Raw genomic sequence first — 18,333 nt, 5'->3', positions numbered from 1 at the left:
TTCTAAAAGTTACATTTTATTTGTACCTTTTTGGTTAATCTATCTTTGCATATTTATTTACATTTTTTGAAATACTATTCTTCAAAACGGCTTTAAATCAGCTTTAACTTAATCTTTAAACTTACTAAAAGTAACTATTTTAATGACCTTTTGTCAAATAAATCGTACCTTAATATCATATTTGTAACTTTTTTGAAAAATAATGGTTATACAAAAAAGCTCCATAAACTATTAACGTTTTTAAAAAACGAGAATAATTTATGGAGCATTAATTAAATTTTTAGAATAAATTGCAATCTAACTAAGATAATATTGAAATAATTATCTTTTTAGATATGTAAAAAGAATTTTACAAATGCTGCTGCGCACGCTGCACCAACGAAAGGAGCAATTCCAGGAACCAGGATAGCATACTTCCAGTCTGAGTCCGCTTTATTAGCAATTGGTAGAATCCGATGAGCAATACGTGGTCCCATGTCTCGAGCTAAGTTCATCGCGAACCCAGTCGTTCCACCAATTCCCATACCGATTGCCCAAACCAACAATCCAACCCCGATTGCTGACAATCCTTCAGTTTTAACTTGAACAATAGCTAAAATTCCTGTAATGAAAATAAACGTTGCAAAAGCTTCAACAAAAAAATTACGAGGTAAATTACGAATAGCTGGTGATGTAGTAAAAATATTACGAATGTCTACTGCATCAACTTTGCCTTCAGAGGCTTTAAACTGATCAGCATACATAATCCAAACAATAATTGCACCAACGATTCCACCAGCTAATTCTGCTAAGCTATACGGAATAAATGAAGACCAAGGCAAAAGTCCTAAAATACTCTGTGCCAAGGCCATGGCTGGATTCATACAAACCCCACCAAAAATAAATAATGCCACTGAAATACCAAACGCCCATGTAGTAATTGCAAATAAATGCCCTGACCCATGGTACTTAGTATTATTCAATACTACGTCCGAATGGACGCCAACCCCAAAAACAATCATTAAAGCGGTGCTTAAAAACTCAGCTAATAAATTATGTATCATTTTAACTCCCTAAAAGTATAATATAGACAACCCTACTATTATATCTTAATACATTCAATAAAGTAAATAGTCTAATGAAATTAACGTTTTGTTTCATTTAGGTCCTTATGCTTGATTTAAAGCCAAAAATAAACAATAATTATATTTATATAATCATCAACTTAAGGAGTTTTTAATGCCTGAAGAATTTATTAAACATTTTGCGGCTGACATTTATAGTAGTGACATTCATCATCAGGGGTATATTTTAAAAATTATAGCTGACCACCATCATGGTATGGACATATCAGCAATTCAAGAATACTTCCAATTAAGTCGCCGAACAATTTATAAATACATCGAATCAATCAATGAAGTTGCTAAATTAGCAGAAGAAAATGAAACTGATGAAAATATTCATTATGGTGAAATAAAGAAAGAAAACAACCTTTATTACTTTACTGGTAATCAAATCAACTTTCAATATCTGTTTTGTAAAATTATCGATAAATCCATTGCAATGATTATTAGTAAACAATTTTTAGTTAATCGTGAAATCAACGTTAAACAATTTTGTTACGACAACTATATCAGTGAGACCGCCCTTCGACGTAATATCTCTAAATTCAATAGTTACATGAAGAAATATGGTGTATCTATTTTAATTTCAAAAGGTTCATTAACCCTAAACGGAGATTCAATTAAAATTCGTTTTGGATTAGCAACCTTTCTATGGCGAAATTACCGAGGCCTACAATGGCCATTTGCTAATATCTCTCAAAAAAGTATGCGAAATTTAGCTTTACGAATTGGTACTATTTATTCTATTAATTTTAATGAAGGTAAATTAAATGAATTAATGTATATTTTTGGAACTAATCTTTCGCAAATTATCGTTAATAATTTCATTGACCCAAAAGAGATTAATCAAGATTTATTAGATTTATTAATCTTAGATGACCGAGATCAAGAATTATACGATTATCTAAATAATAATTTCGACTTAAATGATACTGAATTAAACTTCGTCATATTGTGGTTTAAAGCAATGAGTGATGCTTATTCATCAGGTAATCGAGCACAAGTTATTTTTGGGAAACTCAAGGCGTTAAACCATCCTTTCTACAAAAAGATAGTTAAATATATTATGGCTGTTGAAGGTCGGACCAATGTCAAAATCGACTTTAGCACCCCCGCTGGTGAATTATTTTTGGCCACTGTTATTGCTGGCCAGTTTCATCTAAATCTCTTCCATGATTTAAGCTTAACCGTTTCCAATATTGATATGGATCATTTCGGTAATAATATGGACGCTGGATTATTTCATGGTATCAGTGAACTAACCCGTCCCAATAATACTGATTTAACTGAGGATGAATTACATACCTCCATTATGTTTAATGCGATGGCTTTTCTTCTTATTTTCCCACATCATTATTTTGATCCTAAAATCAATATTCTTGTTAAAATGGACGCGACATCTTTTGCTGAACAAATTTTTACAATTCATGTAAAAGAAATCTTAGATCCTTATTTTAATATTGAAATTTTTACTCAAAAAACAATGGGCTATGTGGTAAAACCTGATGTATTAGTCAGCACCGCCCTGTTTGTTGATAAATCGATCGATCCGGACCATCAGATCTTTATTAAACCCCAACTAGATTTTAATGATAGCTTATATCTACGTGAATTTATGACACGTATTACAAAAGAAAAAAATCCAGAAATTTTTGATGTATAAACCTAATAAGCTATTGGCTCAATTTATTAATTTTACAATTATATAAAAACTGATCAGAAACATTTTGGTATTATACCAAATATCTCCGACAAATATCTCCGATCAGTTTTTATTTTGATTAAAACACCTTTAATTGCAAGTACTTATTTACATAGTTTGAAATCTTCACCAAATACGCTATCATCATTGTATAAAACTACATCCGCTATTAAATAATAATTTTATTTAAATCTTCAGGAATTAATAATAAAGCTTCGAGATAATATTGTTAATCCTTATTTTACTTATATCTGCATAAAAAAAGAGCTGTAAATATATTATTTACAGCTCTTTTACTTAGTTCTTATGAGAAAATATAATATTTTTAATGTCTAAATTTAATTAGGAATTATCCTAGAATTAGAACAATTGCTCCCCAGTCGCTTGCTCATTTGAGCATAAGTGATCGTAACTCTAATCATTATATCTTACTAAGAAAAGGTAGCATTTTTTAATGCCAGAATTGAATTAAGATTCCACCTAGGATTAGCACGATGGCTCCTCCCATTCGGTTACCCATTTGAGCAAAGGCGATCATACTCATACGGTTTGAAGCTGACAAAACAGCGACATTACCAGTTCCACCCATACTGTTATTGGCCATTCCTGACGCAATTGCAGTTTCAACGGGATAAAGTCCAAACAACTTACCAACTAGAGCACTTACAAGACCCATTACGATAACACTAGTTAGTGTCAAAATAACAAACTTCCAAGTCAATGATTGTGCCAAAACATTTAAGTCGATCAAAGCTAATCCGATACCAGCCAATACGGCGTGTGTCAAATTACCCATAATAACATTGTTGAACATAACAACTGATTCTTCTAAGTGCTTAGGAACTAAGTTAAATGCTTTAGCTAAAATAACCAAAATAATGATAAAAGCATAAGCGTGAACCTTTGGTACAAAGCTGTTTAAGATGGTACCAACTAGGAAGAATGAGAAGGCTACCAACATACCAACTCCAATGCGTGTTGCATCAAGGTTTTTGATTGGTTCAGTTTTTTCATCTTCATTAATTGGCAACAAAACACCATGTCCATCATACTTAGTATTTGCCCAAATTTTAGAAATCAAGGCTGCCCCAATAACTGCAAGGACATTTCCCAAGGTAACGGCAGGAATCAACTGTGAAAACATTGATGCTGAACTTACGCCTAATCCTTGAGAGTAAATATGAGACAAAGGAACGGCACCTGCACCAATTCCTCCAGCCATCATTGGCATAGAAACGAACATTACTGAATGACCAAATCCTAGTCCCAATAACTTTCCAACCAAACCAACAGAGAAGAACCCTGCGACCATGGCGATTAGAGATACCGGAATGAATCTTACAGCAGCTTTCATAAGCAACTTACGATTCATACCTAGAATAGATCCAACAATTAATGCGGCAATATAAAAGTCCAATAATCCTTGGTCATTTAAAAAGGTCTTAGTAGCACCTACGACATTGGCTGGAATAATTCCTGTTGCTGCCAAAGCAGCTGCGGCGAAGATCGTGAAAACTGATCCTCCACCAAGATATGACTTAACCACAGGTATGATACTACCAAGGTAGTAAAATAGGTGACCAAGTAACACCAACATTAATGTTAACCCTAGCATATTTAGTGGTAATTTCTTTAGTGCGATTGTTACAAACAATACAACTAACATCAGTATATACAATGGTAAACTGACACCACTAATTTTAATTTTTTTTATCTTTTCCAATTTTCTACACCCTAATTAGTATTCTGCAGACCACTTAGCGTCTTGAACTGCTTGCTTAACATCTGCAATTGGTTCGCGGTTAAGATCTTGATCTACTACGCTTTGCGCTGTAACTTCAGCAATCTTTTGTGAGAATTCAGTAAGATTTGAAACAGGTGGCAATACAGCTGCCCCAGCTTCGTCAGCATCAACTAGTCCACCAAGTGCATGGATGGCTGCTGAAATAGTCTCAGGTGTCAACAACTTAGCTGTTGCAGCAACTAGCCCAAATCCTAATCCAGGATAAATCAAAGCATTGTTTCCTTGACCAATAGTATAAGTAACACCATTGTATTCAACATCGTCAGAAGGAATTCCTGTAGCGATCAAAGCTTTTCCATCAGTCCACTTAATTAAGTTTTCTGCTGAGGCTTCGATCAACTTTGTTGGGTTTGACAATGGGAAGATAATTGGACGTTCAGTATGTGCTGCCATTGACTTAACAATTGATTCTGTAAAGGCACCAGGTTGTGTTGAAGTACCAATCAAAACAGTTGGGTGAATTTCATTAACAACTGCTTCTAAATCAGTTAGTTGATCTGCATTAGCAAATTCTTTACGTGAACGAGTGAATGGCTTTTGTGCTTCAGTCAAACCTTCTGTGTCATCAAACAACAATCCTTGCTTATCAACAAGATAGAAGTGGCTGCGAGCTTCGTCATCAGATAATCCAGCTTGCTTTAATTCTGAGAAGATTTGGTTAGCAATTCCCATACCGGCTGATCCGGCACCAAAGGTAACGAAAGTTTGATCAACCAACTTTTCCTTTGAGATGTTCAATGCTCCAAAGATACCTGCTAGAACAATCATTCCTGTTCCTTGAATATCATCGTTAAATGTTGCGATGTTATTCTTGTACTTATCTAAGATAACTTGAGCATTGGCACGACCAAAGTCTTCCCAGTGCAATAATGATTCTGGGAACAACTTTTGTTCAGCAGCAACAAACTTATCAATAAATGCAAGATATTCGTCACCAGCAATACGCTCGTGCTTGTTTCCTAAGTACAAAGGATTTTCCAACAATGCTTTGTTGTTAGTTCCTGCATCAATGCTAATTGGCAAAACTGATGCTGGATCGATACCAGCAGCGGCTGTATAAACCATCAATTTACCAACGGCAATATCAACACCGTTAACACCCCAGTCACCCATACCTAAGATACCTTCAGCATCGGTTACAACAACTAACTTGATGTCTCTTCCATCAGAAGCGTTCTTTAAAGCACTTTCGATATCTTCAGGACGATCAACAGACAAAAATGCAGCATTTTGAGGGTTAGTGTAGATTTCATTGTATTGTTCAATTGAATCAGCAACAACTGGATCATAAACAATAGGCATGAATTCTGAAACGTGTTGGTCCATCAAGTTATAGAACAAAGTAACGTTTTCATTAAACAAATTCATCAAGAAAATTCTTTTTTCAAGCAATGGGCTTTTAGATTGGAATTGCTTGTAAGCTTGTTCAGTTTGTTCTTCAAGAGTTTGTACTTTGCTTGGCAATGCACCAATCAATCCAAGTTCTGCACGTTCTTCCATTGTGAAAGCTGTACCCTTATTTAAAAATTGGTTACGTAAAATGTCGTATCCTTTGGTATTCATTATTATTTCCTCCGTGAAATTAATATTTTTATTTATCAATAGGTTGACTATACACCGCTTATTGTTTTATAGTCAAACTTAGCATATACTATAAAATAAATTTATACACCCAGCCAAAAGTACCTATATTAAAGGGGTTAAGATGAAAACAGAAGATTTCGAATATTTTAATGAATTATATAATAAAAAAAGTTTTACAAAAGTTGCTCAAACTTTTGGTGTTAGTCAACCTTCAATTAGTACGGCATTAAAACGATTGGAAACGTACTTTCATAGCAAATTAGTAATTAGAGGAAATGCTCAAACTGAATTACACTTCACGCCTGAAGGGGAACAATTATATAAACATACTAGCTCAATTATGACAGAATTGGGTAGTGCCCAACATGAATTGAATCACTTAAAATCGCATATTACTACCATTGGTTTACCACCAATGTTGAAAAATGCTTATTTTGCCAAAATCGTAGCCGCCAGCAAAGAATTTGACAAATATTTTAATATCAAAAACATGCATATTTACGAAGCAGGCTCTAATGTATTAAAAAAATCTTTACTAGATGGTGATGTTGACATTGCATTATTGGGTTCATTAAATAGCAATGTTCATGAAGAGTTAAATCAAGAGCCATTCGTAAAAGCTCATTTTAAAATTTTCGTTTCCAAAAAAAATCCCCTTTCGCAAAAAGAAAGTGTTTCTTTCGCTGATCTAAAAAAAGAACAATTTATAGCACTAGATTCTAATTTTGTTCATAATCAGGCCATGACAATTTTCGCCAATGAAAATAACATTAGACCGAATTTTTTTATGAAAACTTCCGATATAAATTTTTTAATGAATATGGTTGCAGAAAACTTAGGTATTGCCTTATTAGCTGATATCGTCAACCCAAATTCATCAAATATAGTTGTACTCCCCTTAAATGATGAGAATCAGCCAACATTCATAGGAAGTATCGCATTTAGAAGAAATCACATCTTAACACCAGAAGAACAAATGTTTAGCACAGTTCTTTCCAAATATTCGAACACAAAAAATGAAATTAGTGATCAATAAGTATTTAATTTAACCATATTAATCAAAAAAACAAAACTGGAAAGAAGTATTTTGACGTTAAGTCATCTACCTCCAACCAGTTTTATTTTTATAATCTTAATTAAATTCATAGTTAATTTATTTCAAAATTTTGTTACATTATCAAACGTCATATTCTAATTCTTTAATCGCTGCATCCATATACGCATTAGCACTTTTCATTTCTTGATTGTCGTATTCCACTGCGCCGGTTTTTAAACTAATATCAATATCCTTTAAAGATTTAGCATTAATCAATAATTGATCAAAATTATCTTTAATTCGCTCCTCAACTATTTTTGCTCCATCAAGATCAGTATATAAAAGTGTCGCCCACGTTAAATTACTTTCATCATCATTTAATAAATAGGAAATATCATTACCACGAGTACTGTGTTTTAAGGCTGTCGTAGTTAAATCAATTAATTCATCAATCCGTCGTTCACTCATAATTTCTCTTAATTGTTCCAAATATCGAACTTGAATGGCTACAACACTGGTCGGAATGTTAAACCGTTGACTGGTTTCTGTAAATATATTTGAATCCTCTAAAAATGCAGCCGTTGTTCTTAGATTGGTTTTGGTATTAAAAGCACCCTGTTCAATGATTCTATTTTGTAACTCTAGATTATCACTTTGTAATTGTCGCACTCTATTAGTCATTGAATAAAAAGTAATGGACAATACTAATGGCACAATCAGCCAATAGATTTGTAATAGTTCTATTTCCCCATGATTAATTGAATTTAAAAAAATAATGTAGAGAACCTGCCCAAACATAAAGACTAAATTAAAAGCAATCCCAATAAGCAAACCAAAAAAATACATTATTAAGATCAATAACATGGTGACAAATAAATAAATCGCATTTGCCATTAATTGACCTGATAACTCTGTCATAATCGCTGTTGTTAAAATCAATGCCAAAAAAATTAATAAATAAACATCACTTAAAATTGAGGTGCTTTTATTATCTTTCATGATTATTCCTTCCAAATCTCAGATTATCATTTTTATATAAAATGACGATAATTACACCAATCAATGAAATCAGGATCAATGTAAAGACAACAAGATATACTATTAATTTTTGATTCCGTTTTAATCTTAAGTCAAGGTCTAATTTGGCGTCAGCAGCAATATCTTTTTTAAAACGATATGTCTTTTGTTGGTTATCTCGATCAATAACAATCGCATCCCCATCAACTTGGGATAATCCACTCTGTGAACTAACTGTGTTCGCAGCCATCGCTACATCTTGTTCATGGATAGCCGTTAAAATTAAGATTGACCGTTTCTGATTATAGGGTGAGCGTAACAACTGTGCCGTTCCAATTTTACGACTATAGTTGGATTCTAAACTCATTTTTTCATTAGACACGATATTTTTAAAATGATGATCAAATTTAAAATATAAATCATTATTGGAATTTCTAATAAATTGATTATCCTTAGGTGTCCCAAAGGTAATAATACTGCTATTTGCTAGTTGTGTTTTGTTGGGTGTTTTATGATAAACTTTTATCTGCCCGGTATTCTGTTCAACATAACTACCTATCCCATTAAATAAACTAGAAAGTGTATCAAGATAAATACTATTCAATTTTTCAGGTCGAATCAACGCGATATGCTCATATGTCTTATTCTTAATAAAAGTACTAGGATAATTAGAAAATAACAAATTATTCATCGGCTCTGTTTTGATCGTAACCTTGGATTGTTTTTCAATAATGGCCCATGGTGTTTGATTCAATGAAGATTGGTTATTTACCATATCGAAAATAACTTTTATATTAAACCCTTTTCCAAGCGCTTGGCCATTTGGTATTTTAATTTCAAAAGTGTCATTATCTGCTTTTTTGGCAGTTAATTGATGACTTCCAATCTTTTTTCCATCAAGTTCAACCGTCACTAGGGATTTACTAAAATCAATATTTTTAGCATATTTTGTATGGAGGAGAATTGTCGAACCATTCGCATTATTACGAGCTTTTGGCATTTCAAGTGAATAAGTTGCCTCTTGATGACCGGAACCCGATAAAGTCGTGTCATTTGATGAGATTTCTTGAACAAATTTATTTGTTGGTGAAGCCAAGTAAGTTTCAGTTTTTGTTGAAATCTTTTTGTTCGCTTGTTGCGTCTCTTTCATTAACTCTGAATTAGAAACAAATCGTGCGGCCTTAATCAATTGTTTATTCGTTTTCGCAGTTACTACTAGGTAATGCTTTCCTTGATCATTAATAGCTTTAATGCACGCTTCTTGTTGGCCCAAATCTTTACCAACTTCTTTGAATTGTTCTGGGAGATGTGCTTGTTTAGAAATAATGATTTGATAATCATAATTATTTATCGCCTGGTCATCACTATTAATTAACGATATTTTACCTTTATCTGATACTACACCATCAATTCCTGATAAAGCATACAGGTTTGCTTCTAACTCTGGATCAGATAGATTAGTGTTAATCCGGATAGCCGATTTTTGATTTATCACTGTATCAAAACCTGTAAAATGATCATAAAATTGATTAATTTTATCATCTGCTTCAGATAATGAATAATCCAAATTAATATTTGAATCTTGATAAACCGTCAACCAATTAGCTGGTGTTGCCAAAAGCGTTGTATTATTATCACTTTGATTAAATGTTTGTCCTGAAATTTGTAAATGATTCGATCCTTGCAATAAATCAACGGGGACATCAATCGTTTTATTTTGGATATCATCCGTTGCATCTGGTCGAAAAGAATAGAATTTAATCCCATTCATAGATAATGTTAAGTCTGAAACGTTATAATCATCGAGTTGTGATACCTTAAAATTAAAGTTAATTGTTCCTTTATTAACATCCCAATAATCCATTTTATTAAAAAACACATCCTCTTGGACTGTTTCACCAGATATTGTCATATTAGAATTATTAAAATTTTGACTAAAATTTTTGTTTTCATTATTATTATCTGCCCAAACAATTGTTGTGGATCCATAGATCATCCCCAATATTAAAGCAATTAATAATAATATCCCTTGAAACTTTTTACTTATACCGTTTAGTCTTATACCACTTGGCTTCTTTATGAAAAATTTGTTCTCTAACATATCCCACCATCCCGTATAGCGCCACTGCTAACCACATCTGACTATATATTAAATACATTGCAACAATCATAAACAAGTTACTTATTTTCATCTCGCCTTTTTCAGTGGTAATAGTAATAAATGTTGTCACAATGAAACTCAAGATTGCAACAAACCATAATTCATTACTAAACCCTGTTAGAGTTGAATGTGTTATTCCTGCAACTGATAATACAAAAATAATATCTGACAAAATTAATGATGTCAGTAATAGAAAGTATATTGACGCAAAATATACTAAATCAAACCGAATGTGTCTACCTGCTTTAGTAAAAAGTTTCTTAAAGTTCTTCAACACAACATAAATATTCCCTTTAACCCAACGCGTTCGTTGGTGGAACCAAACATCCATCGTTTGAGGTTCTTGCTCCCAAGTCACCGCCAAGGGTTGGAACTTAATTAAATACCCTAATCCGTAGATTTGAAAACTAATTTCCGTATCTTCAGCTAGCGCTTTTTCATCCCATCCCCCAACTTTTTCAATAAGCTCGCGCCGAATAACATAATTCGTGCCTGGGATTGTTCCTAGATGAAATAGTTGTTGTCTTCCAGCCTGAGCCATCCATTGAAATGATAACGTTTCAATGTTAATAAATCTGGTTAGAATAGAAGCATTTTTATTTCTGGTCCTAAATTTACCAATAACTGCTCCATATTCATCATGTCCCATCAATTCGGCCACTAAATAGCGCAATGCTCCATGTTCTGGTGTATTATCTGCATCATAAATTGAAATAACGGAACCTTTTGCTTTTTTTAATCCAATATTTAATGCATTGGACTTCCCTTTCCCACCATTTACTGCATCGGTATTAATCACTTTCAGATTTCGATCCGGATTAACTTGTTGCAAAGTTTTCAATAATTCAGCAGAATTGTCATTTGAATTATCATTAATTACAATGATTTCATATTTATCAGCAGGATAATCAAATGCTAATAGTGATTGAACTGTTTTTACAATTACAATTCCCTCATTATGCGCAGGTACCATAATAGAAACAAAAGGAGTTTCATTCTTTAGTTGTGGAGCTGGTGTATTAGTCCAATTTAAATAATAAATATACCCAGCAATGGTCAAAATAACATTCACAATCATAATTCCCCAAATGGAAATAATCGCAATAAATAAAGCAATATCTAAAATAGAAATTTTAGTCACCTCTTTCTATGCTATTAATCATTATGGCGCTTGAACATTTTCAAATATATTTTTCTTCCCTTTACTAAAAAGATACCTAAAATTACAAAAGTAATCCCAAAAAAGAACCACATTATCCGATTTTGACTATTAAAAAACTTATTTCCCCAGTTTTCAACTGGTTGATATTTAGGCGCTCTTTTAGTCGTAACCTTAACATTATCCCTATTGGCTATTTTATTATCTAATAAATATTGATGATTAGAGTAGGCAATGTCATGATCACTAGTTGAGAATTGTGTTTCAATATCATTTTCATCGTTGGTAAATAATTTAAATTTGATATTTTTAATTTCATTTTCTAATTGTTTTAATTTTTGAGTGTTATCTGGCATCTCAAATGTAATCGCAAAAGGGATATCTGCATGAAAATCAACATTATTCAATGTTGTCCCTCTTAAATCGGAATTAATCTGATTCATCTCGACCGCATAGATCGAATTTTTAACCGTTTTACTATAATTATCTTGTTGAGCAAAGCCAAATTGTTTAGGATTTGGAAATAAAATTTGTGTATTAGAAGAGTCCCCATAACCCTTTTTATAGGTATTATCACGTAACCAGTACTCGTCAAGTCCAAGTCCAATTGGATATACATTTCTATCAATTAAATGATTAACTCCATCCTGTGTTTGCCTTTGTAATTTATCAATATTACTATCACTAGGACCTGAATCACCGACATATGGATTTTTAATAAATAGGAGTCCCCCGCTATTTGTTACACGATTTAATTCATTTACAAATTTTTGATAAGCATATAAATCAAAATTACCGTCGGGAATGGTTGCTGAAATCGCAAAGGTTCGCTTTGTTTGTTTTAAATATCTGGTTATCTTCTTCAATAAAGCTAAATCAGTATACGGAGTAACTCCACCAATCGTAAATAAAGGCGGGTTTACTCTATTAGGTAAATTAAACATTATTTTTATTAACGTTGCTAATAAAAACGTGCTATCATCATCACTGGCATAATAAGGAACGTATCCTTGATTACGACTAATAATTCCATATGGGTATTCGTGATCCTGACCTTGTATTTTTAAAAAACCGATCGTCGTGGTATCTGATGACAATTGATCAAAAACTGTCAATTTATCTAATTGCGGTAAATGTTGTTCAACTTTTCGATCTGGATCCTTAAGAATAAACTCTCGTTGATGGTAGCTAATTGTTTCCCCATTAATATCATTCATTTCGTTTAAATTCATATTATCTCCAATATGAATCTGAATCCCATTGAATTTTAATCGATCTTCATCTAACGCCTTATTACTTTGTTCATGCTCAGGCCAATTAATTAATGTTACAACGCCATCATATTTATCATCATCTAGTTCGCCAGCTTGATATTCATCTATCTGCATCATTTGAACATTACAGCCTGTACTAACTAATAGGCGATTAAGTGAATATACATTTTCCGCTTTATTATTATCAATATTAAGTGAATCATACATAAATAAAACTACAGGTTGTTTAGTGTCAGCCTGTCCCGCAGCATTGAATAAAAACATTTCCACAATTAAAGTGATTAAAACTAACCATATTTTTTTGAACATATCTTATTCTTCTTTTTGTGTATTAAAATGCCAGAGTTGATGATTAAGTGTATCTGAAATCGTTATTACCAAAATTAAGTCAATCGCAACATCAGCATAGAAAAGGTGTTTTGCTAAATCTGCATCACCATCCCCTATTATGGAAATGATAGGAATATCTATGGCCATGCTCATCAGTCCCATGACCATAAACCATCTTGTTGTACCAGGATTATTAACCTTCTTATTTTTGAAATCATCATACATCGCTACAGAATTTACGAAAGCCAAAGTAAATGTTAATAAAATTAAGAAGGAAAATTTTTGTGGAAATAATGCTCTCATTAAAATTCTAAATCCCGTGAAATATTTAACCTGTTTATACGGCTTAGCTCCAGACTGACGAGTATAATCACCCACTGCCTGTGGTTGCGTAGCCATTAAATCTTCAGCTGCTAAATCTAATAGACGTTTAAACTGCGTAAAATGCTTAACATAATATTTTACAATCCAAAATGTGTTAATTTTATTAGTTAAATGTTTCTCGGTATATTTTTCTGGGGGCATTATATCAGAATAATTCTTAGGATTATAAGCTCCACCACGTGTCAGACTAAATTGGCCGTTAATACCTTCTTTTTCGATTTGTTTACCTGGATCAGCGTCGTTGTATAAAACAACACCATTTGCAAAGCTTTGGTACATATTAATGTCATTAAACTCTTTTGGAATCAAAAGGAACGTTATAATTCCTGTTACCAAGATAGCTAACATGCCTGACAAAATATAAATTCGATATTTTTTCAAACCTTGAGCTAAAAGCAAACTCATCGATATAACTAAAAAGCTTAACGCTAACGGAGCATTTTGTTGTTTGTTAAAAACAAATAAAATCACACATATAAAATATGTTAAAATTAATAACCAATTTTTTTTATAACGTCGCCTACTCCATAACAGTAACATGGCAGCAGCAAGAAGCATGAAAATATACCCACCGGCTTCAGCAAATAAAGAATTCATATACAATGTGAAAGATGAATCTGCAAAAACAAATACAACTAGCAAAGCAATGAAGTAATTCGTAAAATTCCTTTTACCTAACGTCAAAGCTTCTGTCAAAAAATAAATAGTTCCACAAAATGGGACAAAGTAAACAACTCCCATAAATCTAATATCAAAAACCGTTTTACTATAAAAAAATTCATTTATCCAAATCGCAATTTTTACTAGACCATTCTGAGAGGAATGTATCACAGTTGGATGCTCATTAAAATACTGCATGATATTATAATGTTGTAAAACATATTGATATGTATCACCAACCCCTTTACGTGAGGGATAGAGTCCGTTTTGATAAATCACTCGCCAGAAATCACCATTATCAGCATATCCATGAGGATTGTTACTAAATAACAATGGCCCTACAATTAATATCGTTAAAATTACTGCCAACATGGATGGTGTTATAAATCTTAAAAATTTTGTCTCTACTTTTATTTTCATAAGACTCACGCCTTTGTAATTATATTTTTATTCAGCAGCAATCAACGCATTTAAATTATTATATGAATAAAATTGCCTACTTTTTACATCCCCTAATCCGCCTTTGTATTTACCATTTTTAATCTGACTCTGCCAAATGATCGTCATGGCATCTTGATAATGCTTTTTATCATTTGTTAATTTAAAAATTTGAGCAGCTAAAGCATAATTAGCTACTGATGTATCGTGATTAATCGGAGAGCCTTGCGTTGAATAACTATTAAACAAGGTCTTGTTCTCTACCTTTTCAATTAACCATTTTTGACTTGTATTCTTTAATTTTCCAACTTGTGCCAAATGTAATAATACTTCTAAAGCTTCCGAAGTATTTAAATCATTTGAACTATAAATCCTACTTTTTACATTAAAATTACTGGCATACAATGGGAAATCATCTGATAAATAACCTTCTTCTACAATTTTAATTTGCTGTTCATATTTTCTTTGATCAGGCTTACTTTGTTCTAAGCCCCTTAAAGTATCCAAATAATAATAGGCCAAGCTACTATTCGCTGACCCTTTTTTCAATACAGGGTCATAATAGTCCAGCACTGTCCCATCTTTAATCGCCGTTCCTTTTAAGTGGTTATAAATTTCAGAGATATCTTTCTCATAAAAATCGGTTTTATATCTTTGATCATATATAATTAATGCTCGAACAATTCTTAAATCATCTAATGTTGCATTTACATTGGATAATTTTTTATTATTTGGATCATAACGATAATTGAACTGATCATTTTTCCAAAAAGTTGCTTTGGTATTTTTATAAAAATCTTGGAATGAGTCTTTTGAATCCATTTCAATTAAGTATTGCAACCACATTCCTGATGATTCTGTTAACATTTCCTTACCAGTAGCTAAATTAGTATTCTGAGCATTAACTTTAGCGAAGGGATTAGTGTAAATTCCCTCTTTGATTAATAAATTACTTTTAATAAAACCAACTAAGTTTTGTGTTTGTTCTGGATAATTGTTGAATTTTTTATTTTTCACTAAATTAGCATTATCTATTTTTATTAAATGGCTCTGGTAAATCTCCCTACGAACTCCCAAAAAAATGATAATTACAGCAAAAATTATAATTAACATTACGATATTTTTATGTTTTTTCATTATCATCACTCTATATTCTTATTGTATTATAATTAATATATAATTAAAAATTTAAATCTTAATCATTTATATATACGCATTCATTTTAAAGCGTTATATATGTTTAGTCAAAGCAAAACGGAAGGAACTATAACATGAACAAAATCAAAGTAATGTCTATTTTTGGTACACGCCCTGAAGCCATTAAAATGGCTCCAATTATTTTAGAACTAAAGAAACGTCCTAAGGTATTCGAAACTATTACCGTTATCACCTCTCAACATCGTCAAATGCTAGATCAACTTTTAGACATTTTCCACATAAAGCCTGATTTTGATTTAAATATAATGAAGCCTAACCAAACACTCAGTCAAATTACAAGTCGGATTTTATCCCAGTTAGATGTAATCATTGAGCAAGAACATCCAGATATAATCTTAGTCCATGGCGATACAACTACAACATTTGCGGCTAGCATCGCAGCCTTCTATCACCAAATAAAATTAGGTCATGTTGAGGCTGGCTTAAGAACATGGAATAAATATAGTCCATTTCCTGAAGAAATGAATCGTCAAATGACGGATGTACTAAGTGATGTCTATTTTACACCCACTCAACAAAGTTATGATAATTTAATTAAAGAAAACCATAATCCTAATAAAATATATATTACTGGCAATACCGCCATTGACGCGCTTAAACAAACCGTGAACAGTAACTATAAAAATCAAATCTTTCAATTAAATTATTCTAATCATAAAATGATTTTAGTAACCATGCATCGTCGTGAAAATCAAGGTGCTCCGATGTTACATGTTTTTAAGGCGATTCGTAAAGTTGTTGATACTTTCCCAAATATTGAGGTTGTCTATCCCGTTCACCTTAGTCCTACAGTTCAAAAATATGCACAAGAAGTACTAGGTAATCATGATCGAATACATTTAATTCAACCATTAGATGTTATAGACTTTCATAATTTAGCTGCTCAAAGTTACTTTATTATGACTGACTCTGGTGGTATTCAGGAAGAAGCACCCTCACTAGGTAAACCAGTATTGGTCTTAAGAGATACTACTGAACGTCCCGAAGGTGTTCAAGCTGGTACGCTTAAATTAGTTGGTACCAAAGAAAGTAATGTTTTAGCTGCGATGGTTGAATTATTAGAGCAGCCCAAGGTGTATCAGGCAATGGCATCTGCCAAAAATCCTTATGGCGATGGTAACGCTGCCACTAATATCATTAATGCAATTCAAAAAGAATTTAATAATAAATAACATGCAAAATAAAAAGGGCGTATTCTCATTAGAGATACGCTCCTTTTTTATCTATTATATTTTTATTATTTCCTGATCAATTGTAATTGAGCTTCTACCATTATTTTTGGAATGATATAAGGCGTTATCCGCTCGTTGATAAACATCATTAAATTCTTTATCAGTTTTATTTATCTCTGTCACTCCCATAGAAATGGTCAGTTTTAAGGCTACTCCTTCATTTACTAAAGGATTACTCTTAACTCTTATAGCAACTTGCTTTGCCAATTCTTTTGCTTTATCAACTTTTGATGAATATACTAGTATCCCAAATTCTTCTCCACCTAGACGAAAGGCCTGACCGTCTAAATCTGACTTTGATAAAACATATTGCGTTTGTCGGGTCACTAATTGCAGCACTTGATCTCCAATTGTATGACCATAAGTATCATTAAACGATTTAAATTTATCAATATCAAACATAATCAAGCTAAAAGTTTTATGGTTTAGCTGAAACATCTGAAAGGCTCTTTCACTGGCCTGATTAAAACTTTCACGATTTAACACACCAGTTAAATAATCCTTTTTTGAAGCATTTTCAATTTTAAGATATCGGTCTAACGAAGTCCGTACAAAATAATTTAAATAGTGAACAACAGACATCAAAAGTATAAATTTAACAATTAATGCCACGTAATTATAAATAGTTTGACCGCGAAGGCCTAAAATTAACACCATCCACCATGAACTTCCCCAAATTATGAGCCAAAATAAATAAACTAACATATTACCCAATATTTTTTTAGAATTCATATTAACATAATAAGTAGATAATGCTATTAAGACTATACCAATCATTCCCAGACCTAATTGAAAATAATTCAATGTCGTTTGGGTTGAAAAATAAATAAATAATCCTAAGGACAAAATAATCCCATATAAAATTTGAGCACGACTATCTAGCATAATCAAAAAATAATATAAAATTACTAATTGTAAATCAGTTTGAGGTAAAGAAAACACACCTCCATTTATGGCTATCAGATATGCCTGAAAACTTATAACAGTTATGATAGGTATCAATCCACCCAAGAGGTTCATATTTCTTCGCTCCGCTCTAGAATTAAAGCGACCACGGTTTGAAAAAACTAAAATAAAATCAACCACTAGCAAACCTAAAACAATTATGAAATCATGTAATGTATTATAAGAAAACGATTGCCAAATTGAACTCCATAATTGGCTTAAAATATCTAGCATAAACATTCCTTCTTTAATTAAATAGTAAAAGCATCGTCGCAAAAATTGTGAC

Annotated in this window: 13 protein-coding genes; 3 read left to right on the top strand and 10 right to left on the bottom strand. The window is 32.2% G+C overall.

Features of this window, described 5'->3' with window-relative positions; translation table 11 throughout:
• Window positions 1-329: 329 nt before the first annotated feature.
• Complete coding sequence (gene larD / locus WKK_RS06765) at window positions 330-1,043, bottom strand: D/L-lactic acid transporter LarD (protein WP_006845357.1); 714 nt, start codon at window positions 1,041-1,043, stop codon at window positions 330-332.
• Between the two features lie 175 nt (window positions 1,044-1,218).
• Here larD and WKK_RS06760 point away from each other — a divergent pair, with 175 nt between their 5' ends.
• Window positions 1,219-2,766, top strand: coding sequence for a helix-turn-helix domain-containing protein (locus WKK_RS06760; protein ID WP_013989859.1), 1,548 nt, complete (start codon window positions 1,219-1,221; stop codon window positions 2,764-2,766).
• A gap of 490 nt (window positions 2,767-3,256) precedes the next feature.
• Here the strand turns inward: WKK_RS06760 and WKK_RS06755 are convergent, their stop codons facing one another.
• Both WKK_RS06755 and WKK_RS06750 read right to left on the bottom strand, forming a co-directional pair.
• On the bottom strand, window positions 3,257-4,528 hold the full coding sequence (locus WKK_RS06755) for a 2-hydroxycarboxylate transporter family protein (protein WP_013989858.1): 1,272 nt from the start codon (window positions 4,526-4,528) through the stop codon (window positions 3,257-3,259).
• A gap of 15 nt (window positions 4,529-4,543) precedes the next feature.
• Window positions 4,544-6,175 carry a malolactic enzyme gene (locus tag WKK_RS06750; protein ID WP_278244474.1) on the bottom strand — a complete coding sequence of 544 codons (1,632 nt, stop codon included), beginning with the start codon at window positions 6,173-6,175 and terminating at the stop codon, window positions 4,544-4,546.
• 139 nt (window positions 6,176-6,314) lie between these two features.
• Between WKK_RS06750 and WKK_RS06745 the strand changes: the two genes are divergently transcribed.
• Entirely contained in the window at window positions 6,315-7,229 is a 915-nt protein-coding gene (locus WKK_RS06745; protein ID WP_006845351.1) for a LysR family transcriptional regulator, read from the top strand.
• Between the two features lie 141 nt (window positions 7,230-7,370).
• Here the strand turns inward: WKK_RS06745 and WKK_RS06740 are convergent, their stop codons facing one another.
• From WKK_RS06740 to WKK_RS06715, 6 genes are all read right to left on the bottom strand, one after another.
• A complete protein-coding gene (locus tag WKK_RS06740; protein ID WP_013989856.1) occupies window positions 7,371-8,228 on the bottom strand; it encodes a GGDEF domain-containing protein in 858 nt (285 codons plus the stop codon).
• On the bottom strand, window positions 8,218-10,347 hold the full coding sequence (locus tag WKK_RS06735) for a cellulose biosynthesis cyclic di-GMP-binding regulatory protein BcsB (protein ID WP_242821439.1): 2,130 nt from the start codon (window positions 10,345-10,347) through the stop codon (window positions 8,218-8,220). The genes WKK_RS06740 and WKK_RS06735 overlap by 11 nt, the downstream gene beginning before the upstream one ends.
• Complete coding sequence (locus tag WKK_RS06730; RefSeq protein ID WP_193387218.1) at window positions 10,286-11,539, bottom strand: glycosyltransferase family 2 protein; 1,254 nt, start codon at window positions 11,537-11,539, stop codon at window positions 10,286-10,288. The genes WKK_RS06735 and WKK_RS06730 overlap by 62 nt, the downstream gene beginning before the upstream one ends.
• Before the next feature lie 23 nt (window positions 11,540-11,562).
• The gene (locus WKK_RS06725) at window positions 11,563-13,149 is read right to left on the bottom strand and encodes a hypothetical protein (protein ID WP_013989853.1); all 1,587 of its coding nucleotides are present in this window, start codon (window positions 13,147-13,149) and stop codon (window positions 11,563-11,565) included.
• A gap of 3 nt (window positions 13,150-13,152) precedes the next feature.
• Window positions 13,153-14,586, bottom strand: a complete 1,434-nt coding sequence (gene wsfD / locus WKK_RS06720) for a glycan biosynthesis hexose transferase WsfD (protein ID WP_013989852.1) — start codon at window positions 14,584-14,586, stop codon at window positions 13,153-13,155.
• Window positions 14,587-14,661: 75 nt separating this feature from the next.
• Window positions 14,662-15,765, bottom strand: a complete 1,104-nt coding sequence (locus WKK_RS06715) for a hypothetical protein (RefSeq protein ID WP_242821438.1) — start codon at window positions 15,763-15,765, stop codon at window positions 14,662-14,664.
• A gap of 158 nt (window positions 15,766-15,923) precedes the next feature.
• Here WKK_RS06715 and wecB point away from each other — a divergent pair, with 158 nt between their 5' ends.
• Window positions 15,924-17,042 (top strand): non-hydrolyzing UDP-N-acetylglucosamine 2-epimerase, encoded by a 1,119-nt coding sequence (gene wecB, locus WKK_RS06710; protein ID WP_013989850.1) that lies wholly within the window; start codon window positions 15,924-15,926, stop codon window positions 17,040-17,042.
• Between the two features lie 54 nt (window positions 17,043-17,096).
• On the opposite strand, the gene WKK_RS06705 is transcribed toward wecB, so the two are convergent.
• Window positions 17,097-18,281 (bottom strand): GGDEF domain-containing protein, encoded by a 1,185-nt coding sequence (locus tag WKK_RS06705; RefSeq protein ID WP_013989849.1) that lies wholly within the window; start codon window positions 18,279-18,281, stop codon window positions 17,097-17,099.
• Window positions 18,282-18,333 lie beyond the last annotated feature (52 nt).

The sequence above is a fragment of the Weissella koreensis KACC 15510 genome (assembly GCF_000219805.1).
Classification (GTDB): domain Bacteria; phylum Bacillota; class Bacilli; order Lactobacillales; family Lactobacillaceae; genus Weissella; species Weissella koreensis.
This window is presented reverse-complemented; position numbering and strand designations above follow the sequence as displayed.

Coding starts and splice junctions, on each gene's coding strand:
- WKK_RS06705 (WP_013989849.1), bottom strand. CDS start 18,281: ATGCTAGATATTTTAAGCCAATTATGGAGTTCAATTTGGCAATCGTTT.
- WKK_RS06735 (WP_242821439.1), bottom strand. CDS start 10,347: ATGTTAGAGAACAAATTTTTCATAAAGAAGCCAAGTGGTATAAGACTA.
- larD (WP_006845357.1), bottom strand. CDS start 1,043: ATGATACATAATTTATTAGCTGAGTTTTTAAGCACCGCTTTAATGATT.
- WKK_RS06740 (WP_013989856.1), bottom strand. CDS start 8,228: ATGAAAGATAATAAAAGCACCTCAATTTTAAGTGATGTTTATTTATTA.
- WKK_RS06725 (WP_013989853.1), bottom strand. CDS start 13,149: ATGTTCAAAAAAATATGGTTAGTTTTAATCACTTTAATTGTGGAAATG.
- wecB (WP_013989850.1), top strand. CDS start 15,924: ATGAACAAAATCAAAGTAATGTCTATTTTTGGTACACGCCCTGAAGCC.
- wsfD (WP_013989852.1), bottom strand. CDS start 14,586: ATGTTGGCAGTAATTTTAACGATATTAATTGTAGGGCCATTGTTATTT.
- WKK_RS06715 (WP_242821438.1), bottom strand. CDS start 15,765: ATGTTAATTATAATTTTTGCTGTAATTATCATTTTTTTGGGAGTTCGT.
- WKK_RS06745 (WP_006845351.1), top strand. CDS start 6,315: ATGAAAACAGAAGATTTCGAATATTTTAATGAATTATATAATAAAAAA.
- WKK_RS06760 (WP_013989859.1), top strand. CDS start 1,219: ATGCCTGAAGAATTTATTAAACATTTTGCGGCTGACATTTATAGTAGT.